30 protein-coding genes are annotated in these 26,356 nt (G+C 67.6%); 16 read left to right on the forward strand and 14 right to left on the reverse strand.

Annotated features, from left to right (window positions below):
* Positions 1–200 precede the first annotated feature (200 nt).
* Positions 201–1,280: a 4-hydroxyphenylpyruvate dioxygenase gene (gene hppD / locus AC4GY7_RS13750; RefSeq protein ID WP_491115109.1), complete on the reverse strand. Its 1,080-nt coding sequence runs from the start codon at positions 1,278–1,280 to the stop codon at positions 201–203.
* An 80-nt stretch (positions 1,281–1,360) separates the two neighbouring features.
* Between hppD and AC4GY7_RS13755 the strand changes: the two genes are divergently transcribed.
* Entirely contained in the window at positions 1,361–1,810 is a 450-nt protein-coding gene (locus AC4GY7_RS13755; RefSeq protein WP_443584442.1) for a MarR family winged helix-turn-helix transcriptional regulator, read from the forward strand.
* 117 nt (positions 1,811–1,927) lie between these two features.
* A complete protein-coding gene (locus AC4GY7_RS13760; protein ID WP_491115112.1) occupies positions 1,928–4,546 on the forward strand; it encodes a TonB-dependent receptor in 2,619 nt (872 codons plus the stop codon).
* Here the strand turns inward: AC4GY7_RS13760 and AC4GY7_RS13765 are convergent.
* The gene (locus tag AC4GY7_RS13765; protein ID WP_491115114.1) at positions 4,543–6,081 is read right to left on the reverse strand and encodes an ABC transporter permease/substrate-binding protein; all 1,539 of its coding nucleotides are present in this window, start codon (positions 6,079–6,081) and stop codon (positions 4,543–4,545) included. The two genes, AC4GY7_RS13760 and AC4GY7_RS13765, sit on opposite strands and share 4 nt — an antisense overlap.
* Positions 6,078–6,830: an ATP-binding cassette domain-containing protein gene (locus AC4GY7_RS13770; RefSeq protein WP_491115116.1), complete on the reverse strand. Its 753-nt coding sequence runs from the start codon at positions 6,828–6,830 to the stop codon at positions 6,078–6,080. The genes AC4GY7_RS13765 and AC4GY7_RS13770 overlap by 4 nt, the downstream gene beginning before the upstream one ends.
* A 66-nt stretch (positions 6,831–6,896) precedes the next feature.
* Between AC4GY7_RS13770 and AC4GY7_RS13775 the strand changes: the two genes are divergently transcribed.
* Positions 6,897–7,685, forward strand: coding sequence for an SDR family oxidoreductase (locus AC4GY7_RS13775; protein ID WP_443584446.1), 789 nt, complete (start codon positions 6,897–6,899; stop codon positions 7,683–7,685).
* A gap of 56 nt (positions 7,686–7,741) precedes the next feature.
* Here AC4GY7_RS13775 and AC4GY7_RS13780 read toward each other — a convergent pair whose 3' ends face one another.
* On the reverse strand, positions 7,742–8,035 hold the full coding sequence (locus AC4GY7_RS13780; RefSeq protein WP_163957116.1) for a 4a-hydroxytetrahydrobiopterin dehydratase: 294 nt from the start codon (positions 8,033–8,035) through the stop codon (positions 7,742–7,744).
* Positions 8,036–8,084: 49 nt separating this feature from the next.
* On the opposite strand from AC4GY7_RS13780, the gene AC4GY7_RS13785 reads away from it, so the two are divergent.
* From AC4GY7_RS13785 to AC4GY7_RS13795, 3 genes are read left to right on the forward strand one after another with little or no spacing between them, the layout of a single operon-like run.
* Positions 8,085–8,495, forward strand: a complete 411-nt coding sequence (locus AC4GY7_RS13785; protein ID WP_491115119.1) for a metallopeptidase family protein — start codon at positions 8,085–8,087, stop codon at positions 8,493–8,495.
* The gene (ccmA, locus tag AC4GY7_RS13790) at positions 8,492–9,049 is read left to right on the forward strand and encodes a heme ABC exporter ATP-binding protein CcmA (RefSeq protein WP_491115121.1); all 558 of its coding nucleotides are present in this window, start codon (positions 8,492–8,494) and stop codon (positions 9,047–9,049) included. The genes AC4GY7_RS13785 and ccmA overlap by 4 nt, the downstream gene beginning before the upstream one ends.
* Positions 9,046–9,687 (forward strand): heme exporter protein CcmB, encoded by a 642-nt coding sequence (locus AC4GY7_RS13795; RefSeq protein ID WP_491115123.1) that lies wholly within the window; start codon positions 9,046–9,048, stop codon positions 9,685–9,687. The genes ccmA and AC4GY7_RS13795 overlap by 4 nt, the downstream gene beginning before the upstream one ends.
* Before the next feature lie 51 nt (positions 9,688–9,738).
* Here the strand turns inward: AC4GY7_RS13795 and AC4GY7_RS13800 are convergent, their stop codons facing one another.
* The 3 genes from AC4GY7_RS13800 to thrC all read right to left on the reverse strand — a co-directional run bounded on the left by AC4GY7_RS13800 (position 9,739) and on the right by thrC (position 12,321).
* Positions 9,739–9,972 carry a hypothetical protein gene (locus AC4GY7_RS13800; RefSeq protein ID WP_491115125.1) on the reverse strand — a complete coding sequence of 78 codons (234 nt, stop codon included), beginning with the start codon at positions 9,970–9,972 and terminating at the stop codon, positions 9,739–9,741.
* A 91-nt stretch (positions 9,973–10,063) separates the two neighbouring features.
* Positions 10,064–10,933, reverse strand: a complete 870-nt coding sequence (locus AC4GY7_RS13805) for a class I SAM-dependent methyltransferase (protein ID WP_491115127.1) — start codon at positions 10,931–10,933, stop codon at positions 10,064–10,066.
* Positions 10,930–12,321: a threonine synthase gene (thrC, locus tag AC4GY7_RS13810; RefSeq protein ID WP_491115128.1), complete on the reverse strand. Its 1,392-nt coding sequence runs from the start codon at positions 12,319–12,321 to the stop codon at positions 10,930–10,932. The genes AC4GY7_RS13805 and thrC overlap by 4 nt, the downstream gene beginning before the upstream one ends.
* Positions 12,322–12,832: 511 nt before the next feature.
* Here thrC and AC4GY7_RS13815 point away from each other — a divergent pair.
* Both AC4GY7_RS13815 and AC4GY7_RS13820 read left to right on the forward strand, forming a co-directional pair.
* Positions 12,833–13,369, forward strand: a complete 537-nt coding sequence (locus tag AC4GY7_RS13815; protein ID WP_491115130.1) for a hypothetical protein — start codon at positions 12,833–12,835, stop codon at positions 13,367–13,369.
* Positions 13,370–13,480: 111 nt separating this feature from the next.
* Positions 13,481–13,879: a hypothetical protein gene (locus AC4GY7_RS13820; protein ID WP_491115132.1), complete on the forward strand. Its 399-nt coding sequence runs from the start codon at positions 13,481–13,483 to the stop codon at positions 13,877–13,879.
* A gap of 177 nt (positions 13,880–14,056) precedes the next feature.
* On the opposite strand, the gene AC4GY7_RS13825 is transcribed toward AC4GY7_RS13820, so the two are convergent.
* The 6 genes from AC4GY7_RS13825 to AC4GY7_RS13850 are packed head-to-tail and all read right to left on the reverse strand — an operon-like array spanning position 14,057 to position 17,600.
* Positions 14,057–14,638 (reverse strand): SURF1 family protein, encoded by a 582-nt coding sequence (locus AC4GY7_RS13825; RefSeq protein WP_491115134.1) that lies wholly within the window; start codon positions 14,636–14,638, stop codon positions 14,057–14,059.
* Positions 14,635–15,033 (reverse strand): DUF983 domain-containing protein, encoded by a 399-nt coding sequence (locus tag AC4GY7_RS13830; RefSeq protein WP_491115136.1) that lies wholly within the window; start codon positions 15,031–15,033, stop codon positions 14,635–14,637. Before AC4GY7_RS13830 ends, AC4GY7_RS13825 begins: the two co-directional genes overlap by 4 nt.
* Positions 15,030–15,962 carry a cytochrome c oxidase subunit 3 gene (locus AC4GY7_RS13835; RefSeq protein ID WP_491115138.1) on the reverse strand — a complete coding sequence of 311 codons (933 nt, stop codon included), beginning with the start codon at positions 15,960–15,962 and terminating at the stop codon, positions 15,030–15,032. The genes AC4GY7_RS13830 and AC4GY7_RS13835 overlap by 4 nt, the downstream gene beginning before the upstream one ends.
* 44 nt (positions 15,963–16,006) lie before the next feature.
* Positions 16,007–16,555, reverse strand: a complete 549-nt coding sequence (locus tag AC4GY7_RS13840) for a cytochrome c oxidase assembly protein (RefSeq protein WP_491115140.1) — start codon at positions 16,553–16,555, stop codon at positions 16,007–16,009.
* Entirely contained in the window at positions 16,552–16,701 is a 150-nt protein-coding gene (locus AC4GY7_RS13845) for a cytochrome c oxidase system small membrane protein (protein WP_491115141.1), read from the reverse strand. Before AC4GY7_RS13845 ends, AC4GY7_RS13840 begins: the two co-directional genes overlap by 4 nt.
* The gene (locus tag AC4GY7_RS13850; protein ID WP_491115143.1) at positions 16,698–17,600 is read right to left on the reverse strand and encodes a heme o synthase; all 903 of its coding nucleotides are present in this window, start codon (positions 17,598–17,600) and stop codon (positions 16,698–16,700) included. Before AC4GY7_RS13850 ends, AC4GY7_RS13845 begins: the two co-directional genes overlap by 4 nt.
* Before the next feature lie 151 nt (positions 17,601–17,751).
* On the opposite strand from AC4GY7_RS13850, the gene AC4GY7_RS13855 reads away from it, so the two are divergent.
* The 6 genes from AC4GY7_RS13855 to AC4GY7_RS13880 all read left to right on the forward strand — a co-directional run bounded on the left by AC4GY7_RS13855 (position 17,752) and on the right by AC4GY7_RS13880 (position 23,198).
* Positions 17,752–18,645, forward strand: a complete 894-nt coding sequence (locus tag AC4GY7_RS13855; protein WP_491115145.1) for an iron-containing redox enzyme family protein — start codon at positions 17,752–17,754, stop codon at positions 18,643–18,645.
* Between the two features lie 652 nt (positions 18,646–19,297).
* The gene (locus AC4GY7_RS13860; protein ID WP_443584461.1) at positions 19,298–19,972 is read left to right on the forward strand and encodes a queuosine precursor transporter; all 675 of its coding nucleotides are present in this window, start codon (positions 19,298–19,300) and stop codon (positions 19,970–19,972) included.
* A gap of 399 nt (positions 19,973–20,371) precedes the next feature.
* A complete protein-coding gene (argB, locus tag AC4GY7_RS13865) occupies positions 20,372–21,271 on the forward strand; it encodes an acetylglutamate kinase (protein WP_491115147.1) in 900 nt (299 codons plus the stop codon).
* A gap of 121 nt (positions 21,272–21,392) precedes the next feature.
* The gene (locus AC4GY7_RS13870) at positions 21,393–21,701 is read left to right on the forward strand and encodes a YggT family protein (protein WP_443584462.1); all 309 of its coding nucleotides are present in this window, start codon (positions 21,393–21,395) and stop codon (positions 21,699–21,701) included.
* Positions 21,698–22,567: a bifunctional methylenetetrahydrofolate dehydrogenase/methenyltetrahydrofolate cyclohydrolase FolD gene (gene folD / locus AC4GY7_RS13875; RefSeq protein ID WP_491115149.1), complete on the forward strand. Its 870-nt coding sequence runs from the start codon at positions 21,698–21,700 to the stop codon at positions 22,565–22,567. Before AC4GY7_RS13870 ends, folD begins: the two co-directional genes overlap by 4 nt.
* Positions 22,568–22,577: 10 nt before the next feature.
* On the forward strand, positions 22,578–23,198 hold the full coding sequence (locus AC4GY7_RS13880) for a MarC family protein (protein ID WP_491115151.1): 621 nt from the start codon (positions 22,578–22,580) through the stop codon (positions 23,196–23,198).
* A 137-nt stretch (positions 23,199–23,335) separates the two neighbouring features.
* On the opposite strand, the gene AC4GY7_RS13885 is transcribed toward AC4GY7_RS13880, so the two are convergent.
* Positions 23,336–25,108: an AcrB/AcrD/AcrF family protein gene (locus AC4GY7_RS13885; RefSeq protein WP_491115372.1), complete on the reverse strand. Its 1,773-nt coding sequence runs from the start codon at positions 25,106–25,108 to the stop codon at positions 23,336–23,338.
* Positions 25,109–25,175: 67 nt separating this feature from the next.
* Here AC4GY7_RS13885 and AC4GY7_RS13890 point away from each other — a divergent pair, with 67 nt between their 5' ends.
* Both AC4GY7_RS13890 and AC4GY7_RS13895 read left to right on the forward strand, forming a co-directional pair.
* Positions 25,176–25,607: a GtrA family protein gene (locus AC4GY7_RS13890; RefSeq protein WP_443584144.1), complete on the forward strand. Its 432-nt coding sequence runs from the start codon at positions 25,176–25,178 to the stop codon at positions 25,605–25,607.
* 1 nt (position 25,608) lies between these two features.
* Positions 25,609–26,337, forward strand: coding sequence for a class I SAM-dependent methyltransferase (locus AC4GY7_RS13895; RefSeq protein ID WP_491115154.1), 729 nt, complete (start codon positions 25,609–25,611; stop codon positions 26,335–26,337).
* The last annotated feature ends 19 nt before the right edge of the window (positions 26,338–26,356 follow it).

Genomic DNA, 26,356 nt, shown 5'->3' on the forward strand with positions numbered 1-26,356 from the left:
CTCTCCCATCGGGAGGGGGGCAAGCTCGCGTTAGCGAGCGCGGGGTGAGGGTAGGTGCGGGGTGGCGACTCGGTCGCGTCCGCCCTCACCCTTCCGCTGGCTTTGCCGGTTCCCTCCCCCTCCCGGTGGGAGAGGGGTTAGGCCACCCGCCCCGTATCTCCCGTCACTGCGGAACAAGTCCCGGGTGACGAAGGGATGGGTCAGGCGTCGACGGTAATCACACCCCGCCGAATCTGATCCAACTCAATCGATTCATACAATGCCTGGAAGTTGCCGTTGCCGAAGCCTTCGTTGCCCTTCCTCTGGATGATCTCGAAGAAGATCGGGCCGACCATCGTTTCGGTGAAGATCTGCAACAGCAGCCCTTCCTCGCCGACGTTGCCGTCGATCAGGATGCGGTTCTTGCGCAGGCGTCCCAGGTCTTCGCCATGGTTCGGCACGCGCTTGTCGACCAGTTCATAATAGGTCTCGATCGTGTCCTGCAACCGGACGCCGCGGGTGCGCAGCTTTTCCACGGTGGTGTAGATATCGTCGGTGGTCAGCGCGAGGTGCTGGATGCCCTCGCCATTGTAATCGCGGATGAACTCCTCGATCTGGCTCTTGTCGTCCTGGCTCTCGTTCAGCGGGATGCGGATCGCCCGGTCGGGGGCGATCATCGCCTGGCTGAACAGGCCGGTCGCCTTACCCTTGATGTCGAAATACTTCTGCTCCTCGAAGCCGAAGATCTGGCCGTAAAAGGTCGACCAGGTACGCATCTGGCCGCGGCGGACGTTGTGGGTGAGGTGATCGAGCAGGTCGAGGCCGACGCTGTTTTCCGCTTCGGCTTCGGCCGCACCGGGAACCTGATCCCAATCATCGTACACGCTGCCCGCCGCGCCGTGCCGGTCGACGAGGTACAGCAGCGAACCGCCGATCCCCTCCAGCGCCGGCACGCCGTCCAGCGCGGCGCCGGCCGGTGCGGGCTTGGCGCCGCGCCCGATCGCCGCATCATAGGCACCCTGCGCATCCTGAACGCGAAACGCCATGGCGCTGGCCGAGGGGCCGTGCGCGGCGCGGAACTCGGCGGCGTGGCCGGTCGCTTCGCGGTTGATGATGAGGTTGATGCGGCCCTGCTTGTAGCGGGTCAGCGCCTTCGTCTTGTGCGTGGAGGCGGCGACGAAGCCCAGCGCCTCGAACTGCGCGGCGAGCGCATCCGGGTCGGGCGAAGTGAATTCGCAGAATTCGAAGCCGTCCAGCCCCATCGGATTGACGTCGATATGATCGTTCGAACCGTCGGTCATGCTGTTCGCTCCAGATGGTATCTTCTGTTACCAATTTCCTGCGTCATTGCCAAACCGGTGTCAACTGATACGAACCCACCATGACCTCGTCCCGTCTCGTTCTCGACGAATTCATCCCGTACCGCCTGTCGGTTACGTCGAACCTGGTCAGCGACTCCATTGCCCGCGCCTATGAATCGCTGTTCGGGCTGACCATCCCGGAATGGCGGCTGGTCGCGGTGGTGGCGGAGACGGGGGGGATCACCCAGCAGGCGATCGGCATGCGGACGCGGATGGACAAGGTGACGGTGTCGCGCGCGGCGATCGCCCTGGTCGATCGTGGCCTGCTCGCCCGCCGCGCCAATGCCGAGGATCGCCGGTCGCACCTGCTCGAGCTGACCGATGCGGGGCGGGACCTGTATGCGGCGGTGGCGCCCAAGGCGCTCGACCTCGAAAGCCGCATCTTCGCCGCCTTCGATCCGCAGGAGGTCGCGCAGTTCATGGCGATGCTGCGACGGATCGAAAGCGTGGCGCTGTCGATCGGCGGATAAGCTCGACGGGCACATTTGTGCGACATTTGCCGCCTAGAGCCACGCCCGACACATAAAAGGGCTGATTCGGACATGCGACTGGTGGCGGGGATGATGATCGCGGCAAGCTGGCCGGCGATGGCGGCGGCGCAACAGCAGCCACCCGCGGCGCCGACACCGGCTCCCGCGCCGGTCACGCCGGCTGCCTCGCCCACGTCCACCGAGGCTCAGTCCCAGGCGCAGACACCTGCGACCTTACCCGACACCGCGCCTGCGCCCGCGCCCGACTCAGCGTCGGCGTCACAGGGCGGCGGCGAGGACGAGGATGAGATCGTCGTTACCGGCCGGCGTCCGCCGGGATCGGTGGTAGGCGACATCCCCGCCGAACAGGTGCTGAGTCCCGCCGATATTCGCAGCTATGGCGTCAGCAGCGTCTCCGACCTGCTCACCGAACTCGCTCCGCAGACCCGTAGCGGCGCCGGCGGCGCACCGGTGGTGCTGCTCGACGGCAAGCGCATCTCGGGTTTCCAGGAGATCCGCGATATCCCCACCGAGGCGATCCTGCGCGTTGATATCCTGCCCGAAGAGGTGGCACTGAAATACGGCTACACCGCCGATCAGAAGGTGGTGAACTTCGTCCTGCGGCGTCGTTTCCGCTCGACCACGGTCGAACTCGCCGATCGGGCCGCGACGGAAGGCGGTCGCAATACGCCGCAGGCAGAACTGGATCTGCTCACCATCCGTAGCGGCAAGCGGTTCAACCTGCACAGCCGCTACCAGCAAAGCTCCGCGCTGACCGAAGCAGAGCGTGACATTCCGGTGGCGGCCACCGACAATGCGGCTGCGACCTTCGACCAGCGGCCGTATCGCACGTTGCAGCCGTTCAGCCGTAGCTTTGGCACCAATGCCACCTACGCGCAGCCGATCGGCGATGTGTCCGCAACGATCAACGGCGAGGTCACCGCGACGCAGAGCGTTGGCCAATTTGGCCTGCCCCTCGACGCCAGCAATCTGCCCCTCGGTGGCCCACTCGAACAGCGCAGCAACGCCGTCACCGGGCATCTGGGCACGAGCCTCAACGGTCGGCTGAGCCCGCGCTGGCTGTGGACGGTGACCGGCGCCTACGACCGCACCGATACACGCACGTTCGGAGACACCAATGCGGGGCGTGACAGCAACCGCGCACACTCGGTGTCGAACACCGGCGAAATCGAGGCGCTGGTCAACGGCCCGCTCTTTTCACTGCCGGCGGGTGACGTTTCGACCGCGGTGCGGGTCGGCGCGCAGACCAGCGATTTTTCGAGCAACTCGCTGCGCGCGGGTATCGCGAGCGGAGCGGACATATCGCGTGACAGCGCCAGTGGCCGCGTCAACGTCGACCTGCCGATCGCCAGCCGCAGCCGGGCCGTGCTGGGCTTCCTCGGCAATCTGTCGATCAACGGCAATGCCGCGGTCAACCAGCTGTCGGATTTCGGCACGCTGACGGCGTATGGCTATGGCGTGAATTGGGGACCCGTCACGGGTGTGCGGGTGATCGGTTCGATCAACCAGCAGGACGTCGCCCCGACTGCGTCGCAGCTCGGCAACCCGACTATCCTGACCCCGAACGTGCGCGTCTTTGATTACGTGCAGGGGCAGACGGTGACCGTCACGACGCTCAGCGGCGGCAACCCGAACCTGCGATCGAGTGATCGCCGCGTCACCCGGCTGTCGTTCAACCTGAAGCCGTGGAGCGCCAAGGACCTGACGCTGACAGTCAACTATACCAAGCAGGACACGCGCAATCCGATCCAAAGCTTTCCCTCTCTGACCGCGGCGATTGAGGCAGCCTTCCCCGATCGGTTTACCCGAACGAACGGTACGCTCACGCGCCTCGATACCCGGCCGATCAACTTCGCACGTGCCGAAAGCGAGGAGTTCCGTTGGGGAATCAACTTTTCCAGGCCGATCAAGTCCAAAATCCAGAAGCAGCTGGACGCGTTCCGCGCTGGTACCGGACCCAACCCCTTCGCCGGGATGCGCTTCCCCGGTGGGAACGGGAGGCCCGGCGAAGGACAGGGAGGCAGGCGCGAAGGCGGGCAAGCCGATGGCGCGACACCGCCGACCGGTGACCGGCCGGCGCAGGGTGATGCGCCTCCATCGGGAGATGCGCCTCCACCGGAGCGCGCGGCGTCCGGGGACGGCGGCGGACGAAGCTTTGGCGGCGCAGGGGGCGGCCGTGGTTTCGGCGGCGGTGGCTTCGGCGGCGGGGGGCGTGGCGGTGCCGGCGGCGGGCGGATCCAGTTCGCACTGTACCATACCTGGCACTTGGTCGAGCGGGTGACCGTCGCCAATGGCGGCCCGGTGCTAGACCTGCTCAACGGCGATGCCACCGGCGGCAGCGGCGGCCAGCCCCGGCACGAGTTTGAGGGGCAGGCGGGCTATTCGAACAATGGCATCGGTGTGCGCCTGTCGGCTAACTATGCGACGGGAACTGAGGTGAACGGCGGCACCATCGCCAATGCCCAGAACCTGCGCTTTTCTGGCTTGGCGACGGCAAACCTCCGGCTGTTTGCCGATCTCGGCCAACAGCTGGGGCTGGTAAAGGCGCACCCCTGGGTGCGGGGTGCCCGTGTGACCTTCTCGGTCGACAACGTCTTCAACAGCCGCCAGCGCGTCCGCGATGCGGCGGGACTGACGCCGGTTATCTACGCGCCGGATTATCAGGATCCGCTGGGCCGCACAGTCAGGCTGAGTCTGCGAAAACTTTTCTTCTAAAACCCAATCCGGCGGCCGAGCCAATCGGCCGCCTGTTCGGGCGTGCGTTTGTCCCTGTCGCGGTCGACCTGATAATTCGCCTCGCGCATGACCGCGACCGGGATACGGCCGACGAGCGGCGCGAGCGCGGCGACGAAGCGTGCGTCCCGGGCACGATCCGGGGCGACGAGCAGCAGCGCATCGTAGCTGGGGATGGCATGGCGCGGATCGGCGAGCACGGTCAGCCGCTCGGCCGCGATGCGCCCGTCGGAGGAAAAGGCGGAAATCACGTCCGCCTCGCCGCTCGCCAATGCCTGATACATGAACGTGGGGGCGTAGGGCGTCGTCGCCCGGAAACGCAGCGGATAGGCGCGGCGCACCGCTGCCCATTCGGGGCGTTCCAGGAATTCGAGATCGCTGCCGAGACGCAAGTCGGGCGCAGCGGCGATCAGGTCAGTCAGGCTGGCGATGCCGCGTCGTTTCGCGTCGTCGCCGCGCATCGCGAAGGCATAAGCGTTCTCGAAGCCCAGGGCGCCCAGCACGCGCACGCCACTCGTGCCCTGCGTCCAGCGGCCGATCGCCGCCGCCATGGCGGCAGGCGCCGGGACGTCGCGACGGCGCATCGGCCCGGCCCACACGGTTCCGGCATAATCGACATAGACGTCGATCGCGCCGCTCGCGAGTGCACCATAGATCACCGCCGATCCCAGCCCGTCGCGATAACGCACCTGATAGCCCGCACGCGTCAGCCGGTCGCCGATCAGCCGCGCCAGAATATATTGTTCCGAGAAGTTCTTGGCGCCGACCGTCACCACCCGGTCACCGCCACCGCGCGACCATAACGGCGCCAGCGCGAGCAACAGGCCGGCGGCGAGCGCCAGCACGGCGCCCAGCCACGTCGCGCGGCGACGGCGGGCGATGCCGCGCTCGATGAGGCCGATCAGCGCATCCACGGCCAGCGCCAGCCCCGCCGCGGCAACGCAGCCGGCGAGCACCAGCGCCCAGTTCTGCGTCTGCAACCCAGCAAAGATCATGTCGCCGAGGCTCGGCTGACCCACTGTGGTCGACAGTGTCGCCGCGCCGATCGTCCACACCGCGGCGGTCCGGATGCCGGCGATCAGCACCGGAGCGACCAAAGGCGCCTCGACCAGCCGCAGGGCCTGTGCCGGCGTCATGCCGACCGCCTTCGCCGCCTGCGTGATCGCTGGGTCGATGCCGGTGAGGCCGGCGACGCCGTTGCGGATGATCGGCAGCAGCGCATAGAGGGTCAGCGCGATCAGCGACGGCAGGAAGCCGAGCGCCGCGATGCCGCCGCCGACCAGCCCCGACAGCCACAGCAGCAGCGGATAGAAGAGCGCGAGCAGGGCGAGGCTGGGAATGGTCTGGATGAGGCTGGCGATCCCCAGGATCGCGCCGCCGATCCGCCGCCGCCGTCCAGCCAGAACCGCCAGCGGCAGGCTGATCGCGATGCCCAGCAGCAACGCCGCCGCCGACAGCAGCACATGTTGCGCGAGGAGCGGCGGCACGCGGCCGAATGCGTCGAGGAAGGCGCTCATCGGCTCAGCCTGCGCAGCCGCTCGGCCTGGTCGCGCGGCACTGCGACCAGTGCCTGCGCCGCTTCGCCGCCCTTGCCGGCGAGCAATGCGGCCGGGCTCTCGTCCGCGACGATCCGCCCGGCCTGCATCACCAGCACGCGATCGGCGAGCAGCAGCGCCTCCGCCATGTCATGGGTGACCAGCACCGTGGTGAGGCCGAGGCGATCGTGCAACTGCCGGATCTCGCCGCCCAGCGCATCACGGGTCACCGGATCGAGCGCGCCGAATGCTTCGTCGAGCAGCAGCAACTTGGGCTGCGCCGCCAGCGCGCGGGCGATGGCGACACGCTGGCGCTGGCCGCCAGATAGCGCAGCGGGCCGCCGCGCCGCCACATCGCGGGGCAACGCCACCAGATCCAGCAGCGCACCGACATCCGGGGGCGGATCGGCGGCGACGCGCGGACCGATGCCGATATTCTCGGCCGCCGTCATGTGCGGGAACAGCCCGATCTCCTGGAAGACATAGCCGATCCGCCGTCGCAAGGCAGGCGCAGGCCCGGCGGCGACGTCCGCGCCGCCCATCAGCACGCGGCCGGCATCCGGATCGATCAATCGGTTGATCGTCTTGAGCAAAGTCGATTTGCCCGATCCCGAGGTGCCGACGAGTGCGACGAAGCTGCCCGCATCGATCCCCAGCGATACCCTGTCCACCGCCAGCGTATCGCCGAACCGCTTGGTAACCCTATCGAAGCGGAGCGATTCTGCTGGCATCAACCGCGACGATGCGGGATGCCTGCGACAAAGTCCAATCAACGGGCATGCGGAAGAGGATGAGCGATGAGCGAAGTAAAGGCGATCTTCATCACCGGCGGCGGATCGGGCATCGGCCGCGCCGTCGCGCGCCTGTTCGCCAGCCGCGGCTGGCGGGTCGGCATCGCCGACGTCAACACGGCGGGCCTCGCCGAGACGCTGGCGTTGCTGCCCGCCGGTATGGCGGAAAGCTATGCGATGGACGTGCGTGACCGCGACGGCTGGACGACCAGCCTCGACGCCTTCACCCGCGCGAGCGGCGGACGGCTCGATGTCCTGTTCAACAACGCCGGCATCGGCACCGGCGGTCCGCTGGCCGAGGCGAGCTTCGACGATCTCGACCGCACGGTGGCGATCAATTTCACCGGCGTGCTGAACGGCGCCCGCATCGGCCACGCCTATCTGGCGAAGACGCCGGGATCGGTGCTGCTCAACACCTCATCGGCCTCTGGCATCTACGGCTCTTCCGGACTTGCCACCTATTCGGCGACCAAGTTCGCGGTGCGGGGGCTGAGCGAGGCGCTGGACGGCGAATGGTACCGCGAGGGCATCAAGGTCCGCTGCCTGCTGCCGAGCTTCATCGAAACGCCGCTGCTCGACGGTGTCGCCGGCGGCACGAACCGCTCGATCCGCGAGGCGGTGACCGGCGCCGGCCTCGAACTGACGCCGGTCGATCGCGTCGCCGAAGCGGCGTGGGCGGCGGTGCATGGCGATTCCGTCCACACCTATGTCGGCAAGACCGCCGAACGCCTGCGCTTCGCGGCGCGCTGGATGCCGGGGGCGCTGCGCAAGCGGATGCGGCGGTCGCTGCGCTGAACCTTCAGTCCGTCATCCCGGCGTTCACCGGGATGACGGATGTGGGTGAGTAGCGCTTACTCATCCACGATGGCGTCGATCGCCTCGGCCATCTCGACGTCCCGGCCCGACAGGCCGCCGGCATCGTGCGTGGTCAGCAGGATTTCGACGCGGTTGTAGACGTTGCGCCATTCGGGATGGTGGTTCGCCTTCTCCGCCATCAGCGCGACCTGCGTCATGAAGCCGAATGCCTCGACGAAGTCGGCGAAGACGAGGCTGCGCGTGATCGCATCACGCGCTTCGTCATAATCCCATTCGGGCAGGCCATCGAGCGCATCGGCGCGTTCGGCTTCGCTGAGGGGCTCGATCATGTCGCGTCTTCCTTGCTGGAGGGCAGGGGCACGGGGTATGGCGACGGCGATGAGCGGGCAAGATGCTTATGGGCCGGCGCCGGACGCCGCCGCGATCGAGGGAATCGCCCGCGGCACGATCGCGCGGCTGCCCGCGGTGTTCGCCGCGCACCTCGGCGACGTGCTGCTGCTGATCGAGGAAGAGGCGGACGCGGGAACGCTGGCGGCGCTCGGCCTCGGCCATCCGCTCGACCTCACCGGCCTCTACCACGGTCGGCCGATGGGTGAAAAATCGTCGATGGATTCCGGCACGATGCCCGATACCATCCACCTCTATCGTCAGGCGATCCTGGCCGAGTGGGTGGAAACGGGGGTGCGGTTGGACGATCTCGTCCGCCACGTCACCATCCACGAGATCGGCCATCATTTCGGCCTGTCCGACGACGACATGCATGCGCTCGAAGACGCGGTGGTCGATTGACGTGCCTCGCATTGGCCGGTGTCGGCTGCCTGCGCGGCGGGCGGATGCTGTTCGAAGGGCTCGACCTGACGCTCGGCGCCGGCGAGGCGGCACTGGTGACCGGCCCCAACGGCGTCGGCAAATCGAGCCTGATCCGGATCGCCGCCGGGCTGCTACGGCCGGTGGCCGGCAGCGTCATGCGTGACGGCTCGGTCGCGCTGCTGGCCGAAGCGCATGCGCTGGACCCCGAATTGCCGCTGGCACGGGCGCTGGCCTTCTGGATCGGCGCGCGGGCCGGGGCGGCGCTGGCTGCGGTCGGACTGGAGGGGCTCGGCGAAGTGCCCGTCCGCATCCTCTCGACCGGGCAGCGGCGGCGTGCCGGCATGGCGCGGATCGTCGGTAGCGCGGCGCCGATCTGGCTGCTCGACGAGCCGGCGAACGGGCTCGATGCAGAGGGCCTGGCGCGACTGGAGGCGCTGATCGCCGCGCACCGCGCCGATGGCGGCATCGCATTTGTCGCGACGCACCAGCCGATCGCTATGCCCGGCGCGCAGGCGGTGGTGCTGCGGCGATGAATTTAGCCGGTCTTGTCGCGCGGGATCTGCGTCGGGCCTGGGCGGGGGGCGGCGCGGCATGGCCGGTCGCTTTCTTCCTGCTGGCCGCCATCCTGTTTCCGTTCGCGGTCGGGCCGGAGGCGGCGTTGCTGGCGCGGATCGGCGGCGGCGTGATCTGGGCGGCGGCGCTGCTCGCCGCCTTGCTGCCGGTCGAGCGGCTGGTGGCGCCCGATCAGGAGGCGGGGGTGATCGATCAGTTCGCGGTGCGCGAGGTGCCGCTGGCGTTCGTCGCCTTCGCCAAGACGGTCGCGCACTGGCTGGGCTTCGCGCCGCCGCTGATGCTCGCCGCCGTGGTCGCGGCGGGGTTGTTCGACCTGTCGGTGGCGACGCTGCTGCGCGTCGAGCTGGGCCTGCTGATCGGCACGCCGGGGCTTGCCGCGCTCGCCGTCGCCACCGCGGCGCTGGTCGCCGGCTTGCGGGGGAGCGGCGGCCTTGCCGGGCTGGTCATGCTGCCGCTGGCAATCCCGCTCCTCATCTTCGGGGCGGGATCGCTGGAGGGCGGCACGGGGGCGTTGCAGTGGTTGGGCGCGATCAGCCTGTTGCTGACGGCGGGCGGGCCGTGGATCGCTGCACTTGCGCTACGGATCGCCACCGACTGATCGGCCGATCCGGCAATGTGGCGTTACAATCCGTTATAATAACCGCCAGGATCAGGAATGATGATCCGAAGCATAGACCATCGCTGCCGCCGTTCCCGTCGCCGGTTTCAGGTGAAACCATTCGGGACGATCGATCGCAGTCAGAAATGCCAGCACGGTCAGGCCGAAGACCAGCAGGGCAAGCCTGCCCCACAAGGGGTTGAGTTCGGTTTCGCTGGTGTCGCGCTGGGCGATATCGTCGTTGGACTGCATCGAATGAGCCTCCATGCTGGTGGTCGATGGCATGTAGACTCGATAAGCCTTCTATACGACGAGCGTTCCGTAACGTTTTCTTGCTGCGCCGCACCACGTGGGGATGATGCGACGAACCGCCCGGTCAGCGGCTCCAGCGCGCCCAGATCGCGGTCGGCAGCGCCAGCCCGCGCGCCTCTTCACGCACGCCGAGCTCACCCGCCTCGACGGTGCCGGGCAGGTCAGCGAACAATTGGGCGAGCAATTCGCGAATCGCCAGCGCCGACATCCGCACCGCATAGACGGTGAGGAACAGGAAGCGGCTGTCGGCATCGAGCAGCTTGCGGCAATCGGCGAGCAGCCGCGGCAGATCCTCCTCCAGCCGCCAGACCTCGCCCTCCGGCCCGCGGCCGTATTTGGGGGGATCGAGCAGGATGCCGTCGTAGCGGCGATTGCGGCGCACCTCACGCGCGACGAACTTGGCGGCATCGTCGACGATCCAGCGCACCGGCGCATCGGCCATGCCGGAGAGCACGGCATTGGCCTTTGCCGCCTCGACCGACTTCTTGGAAGCATCGACATGCACCATCCGGGCGCCGGCCGTCGCCATGGCGAGCGTGCCGACGCCGGTATAGCCGAACAGGTTCATGCATTCCGGCGATTCGAGCCCGGCGACGCGCTCGCGCATCCAGCTCCACACCGGCGCCATGTCGGGGAAGAAGCCGAGGTGGCGGAACGGCGTCGTCTGCGCGGTAAAGCGGACCGCGTCCCATTTCAGCGGCCAGCCTTCGCGCGGCACGGGCTCTGCGAACACCCAGCGGCCGCCGCCATCCTCGTCGCTCGCCGGAACGAATTCGCCCTGCGCCTTCCAGTCGGCCTGTGCCGGCGCCCACATCGCCTGCGGTTCGGGACGGATGAAGCGGAAGCGGCCATAGCGCTCCAGCTTGCGACCATGGCCCGAATCGACCAGGCCGTAATCCGCCCAGGGTTCGCCGATCAGCGTCGCGAGCGTCATGGGCGGGGCACGGCGCGTTCGCCGATATAGGCGGTGACCGCCTCGAACGTGCCGGGCAGGCTGGCGCAGCGTTCCTCGCGATCGAACAGGTCGCCGATCCGGCCGGGCAGCACCGGGCGCTGGCCGGTGGCGCGCTCCACCGCGTCGCCGAACTTGGCGGGATGCGCGGTGGCGAGCGTCACCACGGGCACGTCGCTGGGGTGGCGGCGGGCGGCGGCGAGCGCGATGGCGGTGTGCGGGTCGATCACCTGGCCGGCGCGTCCGTGCGCCCAGCGCATCGCCAGCGTCATGTCGTCGAGGTCGACGCGGTCGCTCGCGAACAGTGCGGCGCCGGTGTGCTGCGCATTGGTCAGCCGCATCGCGCCCGACGATTCGAACCCCTGCATCTGGGCCGCGAGCGCCGCGCCGTCGCGCGCGCCGAGATCGAACAGCAGGCGTTCGAAATTGGAGCTGACCTGGATGTCCATCGACGGCGTCGGCGTCTGCTGCACCACGCCCTTGCTGTAATCGCCCGCGGAAATCGCGCGGTGGAGGATATCGTTGACGTTGGTGGCGACGATCAGTTTGGCGACCGGCAGGCCCATCCTGGCGGCGACGTAGCCGGCGAACACGTCGCCGAAATTGCCGGTCGGCACCGAAAAGGCGACCGCGCGGCCTGGTGCGCCCAGGCGGACGGCGGCGTAGAAATAATAGACCACCTGCGCCATCAGCCGCGCCCAGTTGATCGAATTGACCGCCGACAGCGCATAGCGGCCGGAGAAGCCGGGATCGTTGAACATCGCCTTCACCAGCGCCTGCGCCGTGTCGAAGTCGCCGTCGATCGCGATGTTGTGCACGTTGGGGGCGAGCACGGTCGTCATCTGCCGCCGCTGCACCTCGCTGACGCGACCGGCGGGGTGGAGCATGAAGATGTCGACGCCGCGGCGCCCCGCCAGCGCATCGATCGCCGCCGAGCCGGTGTCGCCGCTGGTCGCGCCGACGACGGTGAGATGGCGGTCGCTGCCGGTCAGGAACCGTTCGAACAGCAGGCCGAGCAATTGCAGCGCGACGTCCTTGAACGCCAGCGTCGGGCCATGGAACAGTTCGAGCAGCCACTGGTCGTGATCGAGCTGGACCAGCGGCGTCACCGCGGCATGCGCGAAGCGGCCATAAGCGGCGGTGCACAGTTCGCGCAGTTCCGCCGGCGTCAGCGCATCGCCGACGAAGGGCGTCATCACAGCCACCGCGGTATCGACGTAGGACAGGTTGGCGAGGCCGGCGATCTGCTCGGACGTCAGGCTCGGCCAGGCGTCGGGCAGGTAGAGTCCGCCGTCCGACGCCAGCCCGGCGAGCGTGACGTCACGGAAATCGAGCGCGGGCGCGGTCCCACGGGTGCTGACATAGCGCATCGCGGCTGGGTAGCGGGGTGCGGCGCAACGGGCAACGACGGGATTTCTTGGCCGCGGTGCGATTCGGGTATCGCGCATCCGCTGCGCCGGAGGCTCGGAAGTTGCCGAAGTTGCCACTACGTCCCGCTCGAAATCGCTTCCCCGACCGGTGCCGGCAGGCACGGGAGCGAGGGGGCGGGGGTGGGGCATGCGCGGGGGTATAGACGGCGTGGTGCGTGTAGGACAGCGGGTTTGGGGGGGGGCTAAAGGTGCTGTGGGATCGTCGCGGGAAAAATTTGGCTGTTGGAAAACGCTTTCCCGTGGAGGGTGATGTTTCCCGTTTCTCCGTCGAAACCGGTAGTTTCGGGAATGATGAATCGGGAACAGGTTTCGGGAAAGCAAAACCCGCGGGCGTCCGTCAGCGCGATCGATGAGGCGGGATTCTCATCATAGGTTCCTTTTTGGGAAAGCTGCCGTTCGGCAAACGCTCACTTGCGGACATTCGCGGACCCGTTCAAACCAAAGTATGGCTATGTCCAAATCGCTCCTGATTTTGCTCGCACTCGCAAGCATGTCGGCATCCGCAGAAACGTCGCGCGCAGCTGTCCAGTCGGCCGCTTTTACAAAGGAGATCGAGCGCGGGTATCTGCTTAGGGAGCGATACAACCTGCCAAAGCCGACGGGAGGTTCCGTGATCGCTGTAGATAGCGTCGCCGTTCACCATCTCCGTAGCGAGGCGAGCACCGTTGTCTGGCGGGACGGCAGCGGTCAGTGGCGCTGGGATCAAGCTAGCGAGATCGGTCCCGGAGGGCTTCTCGCCACAGATCGTAAGCTGCAGTCGCACGAGGCGAGAGATCTTACTGCCACCGAGGGCCGATTGCTCGACAATTTGATCCGATCGAAAAAACTCTACTCTGAATCGGTAAGGCGGACCGGCGAGATTGGGATCGGAGCGCCGTTTCACGTGATGTCGATTGAGACGCCATTCGGTCGCAGGATACTCAGTTGGGATGGACGGCTGAAAGGGAAAGCGGGCGCGCTCGCAGACGTCGTGCTCGGTCACGACTGACGCTCGCTGTCCATCGATCGCACCATCGCTGGGGTATGTACTTTCACCCCAGAAGCAGCCCGGCCGCTTCCGCACAATTGCGGACGTTAGCGCGATGTCTATGATGCGGCTATGAACACACTCAAAGCACTGGTGCTAGCAGGTGTGCTAACAGCACAATCGACGCTTATCATGGCTGAAGCCGAAGCTTCGACCCACCGTGATGGCCCTCTGCCATCTTTGACATTCAAGGATTCTGCTGCCTGCCTTGCGGAGTTGTCGAAGATGCATCGATCGCCGAACCGCTTCGATGCCGAATGGGCGGCAACGCGTCTCGTGAGGCGCGGCCCTGTTCTTGAAGGCACTATAATGCGTCCGGGCTTCTTCTGGCGCAAACGAGTGCAATGCGTGGGGCGATCTATGGCCCGCTGGCTTACTGTCAGCCAATCGCCTGTTTGCGAGCCATTGAAGGTCGGGATTGCAGGAGCGAATGGTAAGGCTAAGGCGATCGTACAAAATGTTTGCAGCTAATGCCCTGTTTTCACCAGCTCTGACCATTTTCTAAACACCATCCTTTCTGGGAAGGTTGGCATGGTCCCCAACCTTGGCTATTGACGCCCGCTTTTTGAAGCGGAAGACTTGCCCTCTACCTCCGACCTCAGTCGTTCAACCCCCTCACGGCATCGCGCCAGCCGCAAGCACCAGCCGCTACCCCCGCCGGCGCAGTGCCAGTGCGTAGATCACCGCGGCGATGGTGGCGAACAGGAACCATTGCACCGCATAGGACAGGTGGTTGTTCGGCACCGACGACAGGTCGGGGCGGCCGTTGGCGGCGAGGCCCAGGGCGGGCGTGTCGGCGACCAGCAGCAGGGGCTGCGGGCGGTGGTCGAACAGCGATCCGATCAGCGAGCGCGAATCGGGGGCGTGGCTGATGAAGCCGCTGACCGGGCCGCCGGCCCAGCGCGGTTTGAAGATCGGATCGGTGGTGGTGCCGAGCTGGACGAGCAGGCCGTTGCCGCAATCGGCGATCAGGCGAAACCCGGCGGCACCGGCGCCGGCGAGGCGCTGGCTGTCGGGCCGGGTGCAGACGGCCGATGCGCGGCGGAACAGCAGGCGGTCGTCGGGGCGATCGGGGAAGGCGACCGGCGGCAGCGCCGGGTTACGGGCGAGCTGCGCCAGATAGGCCTGCTTCTTCGGTGCGCGATCGAGCAGCTGCCACAGGCCGAGGCCGATCATCGCCGCCACCGCGAGTGTGACGAGGACCGTGGGGACGAGCGGGATGCGTGTCATGGGCCGGGGTGGATGCGTCCTTCGCGCGCGGCGTTGCGATATTCGGCGGACATCAGCGCGCCCTTGGCGATGCGCAGCGACCAGATGACGCCGGCGAGCGTCACCGGGATCCAGATCAGCATGTGCAGCCACAAGGGCGGATGCACGGTGAGTTCGAGCGTGATCGCCGCCGCGGTGACGACCGTGCCGAGGATCAGCGTCAGGAACGCCGCCGGGCCGTCACCGACGTTGAACTGCGTGAAGTCCAGCCCGCAGGCGGTGCAGCGGTCGGCGAAGCGGATCCAGCCGGCAAAAAGACGGGGCTGGCCGCACCGCGGACACAGCCCCTTGCATGCGACCTCGAGAATCGCGGGTGGCGACGATGCGCCCGGTCCGGTCGATCCCGGTCCGGTCAACCGATGTGGACCGGTGCGCCCCAGCCGCCCCAGACGTAGACGGTGACGAACAGGAACAGCCACACGACGTCGACGAAATGCCAGTACCAGGCGGCCGCTTCGAAGCCGAAATGCTGGCGCGGCGTGAAGTCGCCCTTGTAGGCGCGGATCAGGCAGACGATCAGGAAGATCGTGCCGATCAGCACGTGGAACCCGTGGAAGCCGGTCGCCATGAAGAAGGACGCGCCATAGTTCAGCCCCTTGAAGGGGAAGGGCGCGTGCATGTACTCATAGGCCTGGATGCTGCTGAACAGCACGCCGAGCACGACGGTGAGCCACAGGCCCTTCAGCACGCCGTCGCGATCGCCGACGCCCAGGATACCCCACAGCCCCTTCTTCTCGCCGCCGCGCTGGTTGTGGATCAACGCATGGTGCGCCCAGGTGACGGTGGTGCCGCTGGTCAGCAGGATCAGCGTGTTGAGCAGCGGCAGTTCGAAGGCGTTGATGACCTGCAGCCCCTTGGGCGGCCATTGCGCGACGATGGCGCTCGCCCCCTCGGCGGCGCGCTCCACCTGGCCGTCGACGAAGCTCATCGCGGTCGGGAACAGCGAAAAGTCGAAGAACGCCCAGAACCAGCCGACGAAGAACATGACCTCGGACGCGATGAACAGGATCATGCCGTAGCGGAAGTGCAGCTGGACGACGGGGGTGTGATCGCCGTGATGCGCCTCTCGCACCACGTCCGCCCACCAGCTGTACATGGTGAACAGCACGCCCGCGAGGCCGGCGAAGAAGATCCAGCCGCCGCCGTTCGCCTTTTCGGCGGACAGGTGGCCGCCGTGCATCCACATGATCGCGCCCGTCGCCATCACCAGCGCCGAAAGCGATCCGAACAGGGGCCAGATGCTGGGGGGCAGGATGTGGTAATCGTGGTTCTTGGCGCCGGCCATGGTCAGGTCCCTGTTCTCTTATCCTCTTGGGCTATGCTCTAGCCTCAGGATTTGGCGGAATCCACCGGGTAAAACGTATAGGAGAGGGTGATCGTCTCCACGTCGCTGGCATCCGGATCGTCCATGATCCTGGGATCGACGTAGAATATCACCGGCATGCGCTGCGTCTCGCCCGGCTTCAGCGTCTGCTGGGTGAAGCAGAAACACTGGATCTTGGTGAAGTATTTGCCCGCCTGCGCCGGCGTAACGTTGAACGTCGCGGTGCCGGTGACCGGCTTCGCGCCGGTGTTGGTGGCGGTGAAGAACGCCATGTCGCGGGCGCCGATCTTCACCGTTTCCGACGCCTGTTCGGGGGCGAAGCGCCACGGCATGCCGGGCGCGACGTTGGTGTCGAAATCGATGCGGATCAGCTTGTTGACCGCGCCGGGCGCTTCCTGCCCGCGCTGCGTGGTGCCGTTGAGCCCGGTGACCTGGCAGAACAGGCGATACAGCGGCACGCTCGCCCAGGCGACGCCGGTCATCACGCAGATGCCGAGCACCGCCAGCAGGGCGGTGCGCAGCTGGCGCCCGGTGCTGCCGGCGCCCTGCGTCACATCATCCCCTGGCGGATCTTGGTGATCGCGATGGCGAAGATCAGCAGCACGAACGCACCGAGCAGCAGCGCCATCACCCGCGCGCGCGCATGCTGGCGGCGGCGGATCAGGTCCTGGTCGTGCTGCGGATCGGGGGGAAAAGTCATGCGTACACCCAACGGTCGACGACCAGCGCGCCGAACACCACGAACAGATAGAGGATCGAATAGCTGAACAAGCGCTTTTCCGGCTTCATCGTGTCGTCGGCCTGCGTGTGCCGCGTCGCAACGACCAGGGCCAGCGCGGCGAACAGCGCGGTGGTGACGGCGGCGACCAGGCCATAGATCGGCCCGGTCAGCCCGAGCGGCCAGGGCGCGATCGCGGCGATCGCCATGGGCACGGTGTAGAGCCCGATCTGGTGCCGCGTGGTCCGCTCGCCCGCCACGACGGGCAGCATCGGCACGCCGGCATTGGCGTAATCCGTCTTCACGAACAGCGCGAGCGCCCAGAAATGCGGCGGCGTCCACAGGAAGACGAGCGCGAACAGCAGGACCGGCAACACCGCCACGTCGCCGGTCGCCGCCGCCCAGCCGATCAGCGGCGGAAAGGCGCCGGCCGCACCGCCGATGACGATGTTCTGCGGGGTGCGGCGCTTCAGCCAGACGGTGTAGATGAGGACGTAGAACAGGATCGACAGCGTCAGGATCGCCGCGGCGGCGAGATTGACCGCGAAATACATCAGGATGACGGAGAACGCGCCCAAGCCGACGCCGAAGTGCAGCGCCGCCTGCCGGTCCATGCGCCCCGCGGGCAGCGGCCGCTTCTGCGTCCGGCGCATCTTGGCGTCGAGATCCGCCTCATACCATTGGTTGAGCGCACCCGCGGCGCCCGCGCCCAGCGCGATGCACAGGATCGCGGTGAAGCCCAGCACCGGATGGATGCCGACTGGTGCCGCCAGCATGCCGCACAGCCCCGTGAAGACGACGAGCGTCATCACCCGCGGCTTGGTCAGCGCCAGGAAGTCGCGCCAGTCGGCGGGGGGCAGCAGGGGCGTAGCGGCGCTCATGATCGCGCCGCCTATACGCGGGACGGGCGGCGGGGGGAAGCGCGCGACTATCGTCTTGATCCACGTCAAGCGACTCGGAGCCGTCGGGAACGATCGACCGGGCAGGCGGTTAGCGAGGCTATAGCATGATATTTCTCCGGGGAAGATGACGATGGCAACCCGTATCGCCGACACTGCAATCGCAGGGTCGCAGTTCCTGACCGACAGCTTCCAGCGCGGCCTTGCGCATTGGAACCGCGAGCGTCTGGAGCCCGGCTTTCCGACCGCGGACTGGCAGCGCACGCTCGATCGCGACGTGCGCATGCAGCGGCTGGAAGGCGGCTTTCTGGAGGAACTGCGCGAAGAGGTGCGCGAGGAAGCCGCTGCCGCGCCGACCGACGTCGAGGGCTTCATCGCCTGGTTCGAGGAGTTGAAGGCAAGCGGCCCCGGCCAGCACGACCAACTGTTCCCCTGGTTGTCCGACGAAGCGACGCTGGACCAGATCCGCTGGTTCTTCGAGCAGGAGGCGGCCGGCGAGGCGGGCTTCGACGATCTCGTCGCGATGACCCAGGTCAAGCTGCCCAAATTCCCCAAGCTCGAACTCGCCCGCAATTACTGGGACGAGATGGGCCGCGGCAATGCCAAGGGGATGCACGGCCCGATGCTGGATGCGCTGGTGGAGACGCTGAAGGTCGATCCCGTCATCGAGAACACGCTGTGGCAGAGCCTCGCGCTTGCCAATGCGATGACGGCGATGGCGACCAACCGCCGCTATGCCTGGCATTCGGTGGGCGCTTTGGGCGTGATCGAGCTGACCGCGCCGGATCGCTCGGCCGCGACGGCCAAGGGCCTGCGACGATTGGGCTTCTCCGACAAGGAGCGCCGCTATTTCGACCTGCATGCGGTGCTCGACATCAAGCATAGCGAGGACTGGAACCGCGAAGCGATCCGTCCGGCCGTGGAGGAAGACCCGCGCCGTGCGACCGCCATGGCGGAAGGCGCGCTGATCCGCCTGAAGTGCGGCGAGCGCTGCTTCGAGGCGTATCGCGCGGTGCTGATGGATTGAGGGCTTAGGACTGGTGCCGTCATCCCGGCGAACGCCGGACCCATAGACGGCATGACGTTGCGATATGCGCGCCATCAGCCGCGTGCCTCCATGGGTCCCGGCTTTCGCCGGGATGACGGGTGCGGGGCGAGGGATACCGGTAAAGCGAGGTGCCGTCGGTACTTGCATGGCCGGGGAAAGCGGCGCGCGCTGCTTCGGGACGTATTGCGCGGTGTTGTTGGAATGAGGGGCTGGCAGCTGCCCTGTTGTCATCCCGGCGAACGCCGGGATCCATGGACGCGATGACGTTGCGATGTGCGCGCCATCAGCCGCGTGCCTCCATGGGTCCTGGCGTTCGCCGGGATGACGGGTGGGGCGAAGGATGCCGGTAAAGCGAGGTGCCGTCGGTACTTGCATGGCCGGGGAAAGCGGCGCGCGCTGCTTCGGAACGTATTGCGCGGTGTTGATGGATTGAGGGCTGGCATTCGCCCTACCGTCATCCCGGCGAACGCCGGGATCCATGGACGGCATGACGTTGCGATATGCGCGCCATCCGCCGCGTGTCTCCATGGGTCCCGGCGTTCGCCGGGATGACGGATGGGAGCGAGGGATGCCGGTAAGCGAGGTGCCGTCGGTACTTGCCTGACGGGTGAAAGCCGCTAGCGTTCCTGCGATGGATACCCCGGTTCGCGGCGTGCCGCGCTCGCTCTTCGCTTATTCGATCTTTTACGGTGGCATGGTCTGCATCGCGGGCGTGCTCGGCAACAAGCAGGTGGCGCTGGGGCCGTTGTCGGCGCTGGGGCCGCTGGTCGGCCTCGGGCCGTTGGCGGTGGAGGCGGGGATCTTCGCGTTCCTGCTGCTGGTGGTGGTGTCGAGCGCGGTTGCCGAGCTGCATGGGCGAACCATTGCCAACCGGCTGGTGCAGATCGGCTTCGTGCCGCTCATCGTGTCGATCCTGCTGTCGATCGTCGTGCTCGCCGTGCCCGCGGCGGCGGACATGGACCCGGTGCGCCGCGATGCATTCGCCACGATCATGGGCGGCACGCCGCGCATCTGGCTGGGCGGGATCGTCGCTTATGGCATCTCGCAGACGCTGAACGTGACGATCTTCGCTGCCTTGAAGGGGCGCGAGGGCAGTGGCCTGCTGTGGCTGCGCGCCGGGCTCGCCAGCATGCTGAGCCAGGTGGTGGATACGCTGCTGTTCGTCACCATCGCCTTTGCCGGCGTGTTCCCGATCGGCGAACTGCTGCTCGGCCAGATGATCGCCAAGGTGGCGCTATCCGCCATTTTGGTGCCGCCGCTGATCTACCTGTTCGTCGGGCTGGGGAAAAAGCTGGATCGCGTCTAAGTTCGCTCTCCCGAGGCGGGGGGGTGGCGGCAAGGCTGGTTGTGGAGGGGACGGTCCAACGGCACTGAGCTCGCCGCTTATCTCCCCCTCCGTCACCGCTTCGCGGTGTCACTGACCCGGCGGGGCTATTGCAGATGGGCTGTCCGCGGCGATGTTCCTTCATCCTCCGCCATGCCGGACTCGGTCCGGCATCCACCGTGCCGCACACCCATAGGCTCTGGGTTCTGCGGCACGGTGGACCCCGCAACGAGTCCGGGGTGACGACGGATATCGGGATGGCGTGTCCCCTCAACCGAGCCCAGCAACAGCCCTATGCGATAGCCCTCCCCCGGCGTAGGAGGAACGAGGGCATTGCCGGGACTATCCCGTCCTTCCCCCCGCCGCTAAAGCGCGCGCGTGATGACCGATTCCGCCGCCACCGCCGCCCTGCTCGCCAAGGCCGAGACGCTGACCGAGGCGTTGCCCTACCTGCAACGCTATGCGGGCCGCACCTTCGTGGTGAAATACGGCGGCCATGCGATGGGCGATCCGGAACTGGCGCGCGATTTCGCCGAGGACGTGGTGCTGTTGAAGGCGGTCGGCATCAACCCGGTGGTGGTGCACGGCGGCGGGCCGCAGATCGGCGCGATGCTGAAGCGGCTGGGGGTCGAATCGCGCTTCGTCGACGGCCTGCGCGTGACCGATGCGGAGACGGCGCGGATCGCCGAGATGGTCCTGGCGGGATCGATCAACAAGGAGATCGTCGCCTGGATCGGCCAGGCCGGCGGCCGCGCGGTCGGCATCTCCGGCAAGGATGCGGGCCTCGTCACCGCCGAAAAGGTCGGCCGCACCACCCCCGATACGTTGCAGGGGATCGAGCGGCACGTCGACCTGGGCTTCGTCGGCGAGCCGGTGGCGGTCGACCGGACGATCATCGACACGCTGTCGGCGAGCGGCATCATCCCCGTCGTCGCCCCGATCGCGCTCGGCAAGGACGGCGCGACCTACAACATCAACGCCGACACGATGGCGGGCGCGATCGCCGGCGCGCTGGGCGCGTCGCGCTTTTTCCTGCTCACCGATGTCGCCGGCGTGCTCGACAAGGATCGCAACCTGCTGACCGACCTCGACCCCGCGCGGATCGCGGCGTTGAAGGCGGACGGGACGATTTCGGGCGGCATGATCCCCAAGGTCGACACCTGCGTCGCCGCGGTCGAGGCGGGCGTGGACGCGGCGGTGATCCTCGACGGGCGGGTGCCGCATGCGATGCTGCTGGAGATCTTCACCTCGGCAGGGGCAGGGACGCTGGTGCACGCGTGAGCCGGAAGTCCTCCCTTGCTCCGGCAGGGGAGACGATAGCGGCGCCGTGATCGCTCGCGCCCCCTGTTCGCGGGCGCGGTAAATCGCTAGGGCGGGGCGGACCCCCAAAACGGAGCCCCGCGTGATCGCGCTCACCCTTATCCAGATCATCCAGGTGCTGCTCGACGTGGTGCGCTGGATCATCATCGTGCAGTTCGTGCTGTCGCTGCTGATCGTGTTCAACGTCATCAACACGTCGAACAACTTCGTGCGCTCACTGCACTACGGCCTCGACCGGCTGACCGAGCCGCTCTACCGGCCGCTGCGCCGGGTGTTGCCGAGCGCGGGCGGGATCGACCTAGCGCCGCTCGCCGTGCTGGTGCTGATGATGATCGCCAACATCATCCTCAACAATGTCGCATCCGCGATCATCCTGAACGGCGCTGCATGACCGCCGCGATCATCGACGGCAAGGCGCATGCCGCCGCCCTGCGCGGCCGCGTCGCCGATGCGGTCGCCGCGTTCCGTGAGCGCGCCGGCCGCGCGCCGGGCCTCGCGGTGGTGCTGGTCGGCGAGGATCCCGCGTCGGCGGTCTATGTCCGCAACAAGGGCAAGGCGACGCGCGAGGCCGGCATGGCCAGCTTCGAGCATCGCCTGTCCGCCGATACCGATGCGGCGACGCTGCTCGCACTGGTCGCGCAGCTGAACGCCGATCCGGCGGTGGACGGCATCCTCGTCCAGCTGCCGCTGCCGGCGCATATCGATGCCGAGGCGGTGCTGCTGGCGATCGATCCCGACAAGGACGTCGACGGCTTCCACCCGGTCAATGCCGGGCGGCTGGCGATCGGGGCGGAGGGCTTCGTGCCCTGCACGCCCCTGGGCTGCCTGATGCTTCTGAAGGACGTGCATCCGCAGCTTGCCGGGCTGGAGGCGGTGGTGATCGGCCGTTCCAATATCGTCGGCAAGCCGATGGCGCAGCTGCTGCTCCAGCAGAGCTGCACGGTGACGGTGGTGCACAGCCGCACGCGCGACGTCGCCGCGCATACCCGCCGGGCGGATATCCTGGTCGCCGCCGTCGGCATCCCCCGCTTCGTGCAGGGCGACTGGATCAAGCCGGGGGCGACCGTGATCGATGTCGGCATCAACCGCACCGATGCGGGGCTGGTCGGCGATGTCGACTTCGCAGCGGCGCAAGGCGTGGCGGGGGCGATCACGCCGGTGCCGGGCGGCGTCGGGCCGATGACGATCGCCTGCCTGATCCGCAACACCTATGTCTCCGCCTGCCGGCGCGAGGCGCTGGACGCGGTGGCGCTGTGATCGGACGGCCATGATCGAGCTCTTCGTCTCGTCGCTCATCACCTTTTTCGTGGTGATCGATCCGCCGGGCTGCGCGCCGATCTATGCCGGCCTGTCGGCGGGCGCGTCGGCGGCGCAGCGGCGCGCCATGGCGATCCGGGCGGTGGGCGTGGCCAGCGCGATCCTGCTGGTCTTCGCGCTGTTCGGCGAGCAGTTGCTGCGCGGCCTCGGCATCAGCCTGGCGAGCTTTCGCATCGCGGGCGGCATCATGCTGTTCCTGATCGCGCTGGAGATGGTATTCGAAAAGCGCACGCAGCGCCGCGAGGATCGCGCCGCCGAAGTCGCCGCCGACCCCGAGGTGGAGGACGTGTCGATCTTCCCGATGGCGATGCCGATGATTGCCGGGCCGGGATCGATCGCGACGGTGATGCTGCTGATGGCGCGCACCAACGGGATCGAGGCGACCGCAGTGGTGCTGGCGGCGATGGCGACGATCCTGCTGCTGACGCTGGTGGCGCTGCTCGCCGCGGGGCCGTTGATGCGGCTGCTGGGGACGCGGATCGAGGCGGTCATCACCCGCCTTTTGGGCGTGTTGCTCGCGGCGTTGGCGGTGCAGTTCGTGATGGACGGGTTGCAGGTCAGCCTGCGCTGAGCCTGCAGACGCAGGGTTGATCTTCACCACCGTTCGCCCTGAGCGTGTCGAAGCCTGTCCAGAGCGACGCCGCAGGCGGCGTCGAAGGGGGCATGGGACTCACCTGTGCTTCGACAGGCTCAGCACGAACGGTGTGATCAATCCACCTTGAACAGCCGGAGCGGCGAGTTGCGCGGTAGCGGCAGTGGGGTGAGCCATGCCGGCACCTCGCCATGCGCCAGCTGGTCGTAGAAGCCGCCGGGGTTGCGCGCGCGATAGTTGGTCGATTCCGAATGGTTGGGGCAGACGAGCAGCAGCGTCGCGCCATGGCGGCGGACGATGGCATGGGCCTGATCCGCGGTGCCGCCGAAGGCATGCTGCACGTCGAGGATCGCGGCGCCGTTGCGATGGTACGGCCCGGCGATCGCGTCGTGGTGCGTCACGGTGATGAGCCGCGGCCCGAGGTCGACGAAGGTGAAGACGGTCTGCGCCGGATACCGGTCCAGCGCCTTCAGCACGGTGTAGCGCACGCAGCTGCCGGTCGCCCCGTTGACGCGCTTGGTATAGGCGTTGGGCCGGTCGACCGGCAGATATTTGATGATGAGCCCGGCGAACAGGCCGGAGACGAGCAGGAACGCCGCCACCGTGCCGCCGACGCGCACCGGCATCGAACGGTGGTTGAGCAGCCAGGGCAGCACGATCCAGCCGAGCAGCGTCGCGCCCGGCACCGCGAGCAGCTGCGCGGCGGGGCCGGCGCGGACCTGCCACAGCAGCATCAGGCAGGCGAAGGTGACGAACAGCGCCACCGCGCTCCAGCCGATCAGCGCGCGAGTGCGCCGCGCGCGCCAGGTGCCGACGATCACGCCCAACACGCCGACGATCGGCAGCGCCGCGATCGGAAAGCCGAGGCGGAAGGGGTGCTTGTAGATCGGCTTGGCCTCGCGGACGTTGTCGAGCCAGTTCTTCTGGAGCTCGGGCGAGACGCCCTCCGGCCGGCCGAGGCATTGCGGGAAGAAGTGGACGAAGCCCGCGACGATCGCCGCACCGGCGAGCAGCGCCAGGCCGATGCGGACGCCGCGCGATGCGGGGTTGAGCCGGGCGAGCAGGAACAGCAGCGCGCCTGCCGCGATGCAGACGCTGAGCCACACCGGCGTCAGCGCATCGCAGCGCATCGCGTAATTGGCGTTGGAGGCGAAAGCGGCAAAACCGATCGCGCTGCCGCCGCCGAGGCTGAGGGCATAAGCGGCGAGGCGCGTCGCCTCCACCCGGTCCCAGACCCAGCGCAAGGCCAGGATCGCGCCGGCCATCGCGCAATAGGGCAGCATCTCCAGCCCGATGGCGAGGCTGACCGCGCTGGCGAGGCCGACCATCAGCCCGCCGCGGACCCCGCGCGAATCGCACAGGCCGGCGACGGTGAGGCTCAGCATCGCCAGTTGCCAGCCGTGGTGGTCGATCCGTTCGGGCAGGAACATCAGCATCGTCGCCGACGTGCCGAGCAGGAAGACGATGGCGAGCGGCCAGCTCAGCGGATGGATCAGCCGCCGCACGGTGGCACCGACGCCGAGCATGGCGATCGACAGCGGGATCAGCGGCGCGATGCCGCACGCCAGCCGCTCCGCCCAAAAGTTGCTGGTGAACAGGCGAAAGAACAGGATCAGGCCGGCGATCGGCAGGTCGACGATGCGGCTCCAGTGGATGTCGAAACCGGCCGGCGGATTGAGCCGGTAATTGCGCAGATCGTACCACGGCTGCCCCGCCAGCCAGGCGCGCACCTGCATCAGCCGCATGTTGTCGTCGGTGTCGCCGAGCGACAGCCAGCGCACCAGGTTCCAGTCGCTCCACACGTACCAGACGGCCACCGCCACCCAGGCGATGAGGGTGAGCGCGATCCAGCGCCGGTCGAGTTCCTCGGCCAGCCGACCGCGTGCTATGCTGTTCAAGCCTTCAGACCCCAATTGCCCGTTTCGCTCCCGCGTCATTCCCTTTAGGGCGAGCGCGATGGCGAGGGAAGTATCGGCACTGTTGGACGTCGTGCAGGGCAACGACATGCGCGGGCAGATCCTGCGCTTCGGCATCGCCGGCGGCCTGTCGACGCTGATCTATTCGGCGGTGTACCTGCCGCTGACCACCTGGGTCTTCCCGCGCGACCATGCGGTCTATGCGGTGCCGTTCGCCTTCGTCGTCGCGGTGACGGCGGGCTTCTTCCTGCACAGCCGCTGGAGCTTCAAGGGCCACGGGGTCCGCCATCCGGGCATGCGGCAACAGGTGCAGTTCGTCGGCGTGCAGGGATCGGGCATGGCGCTGAACGCGCTCATCACCTGGATCGGCACCGCGCAGTTCGGCCTGCCCGCCTGGGCGCCGCTGCTGCCGGCGATCGCGCTGGCGACGATCCTCACCTTCATCCTCAATCGCTGGCTGGTGTTCGCTTAACATGGACCGCATCGTCTACGACCGCATGGCCGCCCATGATTCCACCCATTGGTGGTATCGCGCGCGCCGCGACATCCTGAGCGACTATCTGACCCGCTACGGCAAGGTGCCCAAGGGCGCGCGCATCCTGGAGATCGGCTGCGGCACCGGCCACAACCTGCCGATGCTGAGTGCTTTCGGCGAGGTCGACGCGATCGAGATCGACCCCGCCGCCCGGGCAATCGCGAGCGAGCGGCTCGGCAAGCCGGTCGGCGATGCGCCACTGCCCGACCTTCCCGGGGTGGCGCGCGGCGCCTACGATCTCGTCGCGGTGCTCGACGTGGTCGAGCATATCGAGGACGACGTCGCCGCGCTGAAGGGGATGGCGAGCCTGCTCAAACCCGGCGGCAAGATCCTGATCGCGGTGCCGGCGCATCAGTGGATGTGGAGCGCGCACGATGTCGTGAACCACCACCACCGCCGCTATTCGAAGGCGAGCCTGGCGAGGGCGATCGACGCGGCGGGGCTGAAGCCCGCGAAGCTCACCTATTTCAACTCGCTGCTGTTCCCGCTCGCGGCGGCGGCGCGGATCGCGGGGCGGCTGACCGGGCGCGACGACAGCGACGATTCGCCGCCGGCCAAGCCGCTGAATGCGCTGTTCGAGACGATCTTCCGGCTGGAGCGCCACGCCGTCGGGCGCGTGCCGCTGACGCCGGGGGTGTCGATCGTCACGCTGGCGGAGCCGCGCTGACCCCCTCTCCCCGGCGGGG

It is taken from the genome of Sphingomonas sp. SP5 (assembly GCF_058313455.1).

What these genes read in the sequence shown, in the direction of transcription:
- hppD (WP_491115109.1), bottom strand. Translation starts at nt 1,280, where the DNA reads ATGACCGACGGTTCGAACGATCATATCGACGTCAATCCGATGGGGCTG.
- AC4GY7_RS13755 (WP_443584442.1), top strand. Translation starts at nt 1,361, where the DNA reads ATGACCTCGTCCCGTCTCGTTCTCGACGAATTCATCCCGTACCGCCTG.
- AC4GY7_RS13760 (WP_491115112.1), top strand. Translation starts at nt 1,928, where the DNA reads ATGGCGGCGGCGCAACAGCAGCCACCCGCGGCGCCGACACCGGCTCCC.
- AC4GY7_RS13765 (WP_491115114.1), bottom strand. Translation starts at nt 6,081, where the DNA reads ATGAGCGCCTTCCTCGACGCATTCGGCCGCGTGCCGCCGCTCCTCGCG.
- AC4GY7_RS13770 (WP_491115116.1), bottom strand. Translation starts at nt 6,830, where the DNA reads ATGCCAGCAGAATCGCTCCGCTTCGATAGGGTTACCAAGCGGTTCGGC.
- AC4GY7_RS13775 (WP_443584446.1), top strand. Translation starts at nt 6,897, where the DNA reads ATGAGCGAAGTAAAGGCGATCTTCATCACCGGCGGCGGATCGGGCATC.
- AC4GY7_RS13780 (WP_163957116.1), bottom strand. Translation starts at nt 8,035, where the DNA reads ATGATCGAGCCCCTCAGCGAAGCCGAACGCGCCGATGCGCTCGATGGC.
- AC4GY7_RS13785 (WP_491115119.1), top strand. Translation starts at nt 8,085, where the DNA reads ATGAGCGGGCAAGATGCTTATGGGCCGGCGCCGGACGCCGCCGCGATC.
- AC4GY7_RS13795 (WP_491115123.1), top strand. Translation starts at nt 9,046, where the DNA reads ATGAATTTAGCCGGTCTTGTCGCGCGGGATCTGCGTCGGGCCTGGGCG.
- AC4GY7_RS13800 (WP_491115125.1), bottom strand. Translation starts at nt 9,972, where the DNA reads ATGCCATCGACCACCAGCATGGAGGCTCATTCGATGCAGTCCAACGAC.
- AC4GY7_RS13805 (WP_491115127.1), bottom strand. Translation starts at nt 10,933, where the DNA reads ATGACGCTCGCGACGCTGATCGGCGAACCCTGGGCGGATTACGGCCTG.
- thrC (WP_491115128.1), bottom strand. Translation starts at nt 12,321, where the DNA reads ATGCGCTATGTCAGCACCCGTGGGACCGCGCCCGCGCTCGATTTCCGT.
- AC4GY7_RS13815 (WP_491115130.1), top strand. Translation starts at nt 12,833, where the DNA reads ATGTCCAAATCGCTCCTGATTTTGCTCGCACTCGCAAGCATGTCGGCA.
- AC4GY7_RS13820 (WP_491115132.1), top strand. Translation starts at nt 13,481, where the DNA reads ATGAACACACTCAAAGCACTGGTGCTAGCAGGTGTGCTAACAGCACAA.
- AC4GY7_RS13825 (WP_491115134.1), bottom strand. Translation starts at nt 14,638, where the DNA reads ATGACACGCATCCCGCTCGTCCCCACGGTCCTCGTCACACTCGCGGTG.
- AC4GY7_RS13835 (WP_491115138.1), bottom strand. Translation starts at nt 15,962, where the DNA reads ATGGCCGGCGCCAAGAACCACGATTACCACATCCTGCCCCCCAGCATC.
- AC4GY7_RS13845 (WP_491115141.1), bottom strand. Translation starts at nt 16,701, where the DNA reads ATGACTTTTCCCCCCGATCCGCAGCACGACCAGGACCTGATCCGCCGC.
- AC4GY7_RS13850 (WP_491115143.1), bottom strand. Translation starts at nt 17,600, where the DNA reads ATGAGCGCCGCTACGCCCCTGCTGCCCCCCGCCGACTGGCGCGACTTC.
- AC4GY7_RS13855 (WP_491115145.1), top strand. Translation starts at nt 17,752, where the DNA reads ATGGCAACCCGTATCGCCGACACTGCAATCGCAGGGTCGCAGTTCCTG.
- AC4GY7_RS13860 (WP_443584461.1), top strand. Translation starts at nt 19,298, where the DNA reads ATGGATACCCCGGTTCGCGGCGTGCCGCGCTCGCTCTTCGCTTATTCG.
- argB (WP_491115147.1), top strand. Translation starts at nt 20,372, where the DNA reads ATGACCGATTCCGCCGCCACCGCCGCCCTGCTCGCCAAGGCCGAGACG.
- folD (WP_491115149.1), top strand. Translation starts at nt 21,698, where the DNA reads ATGACCGCCGCGATCATCGACGGCAAGGCGCATGCCGCCGCCCTGCGC.
- AC4GY7_RS13880 (WP_491115151.1), top strand. Translation starts at nt 22,578, where the DNA reads ATGATCGAGCTCTTCGTCTCGTCGCTCATCACCTTTTTCGTGGTGATC.
- AC4GY7_RS13890 (WP_443584144.1), top strand. Translation starts at nt 25,176, where the DNA reads ATGGCGAGGGAAGTATCGGCACTGTTGGACGTCGTGCAGGGCAACGAC.
- AC4GY7_RS13895 (WP_491115154.1), top strand. Translation starts at nt 25,609, where the DNA reads ATGGACCGCATCGTCTACGACCGCATGGCCGCCCATGATTCCACCCAT.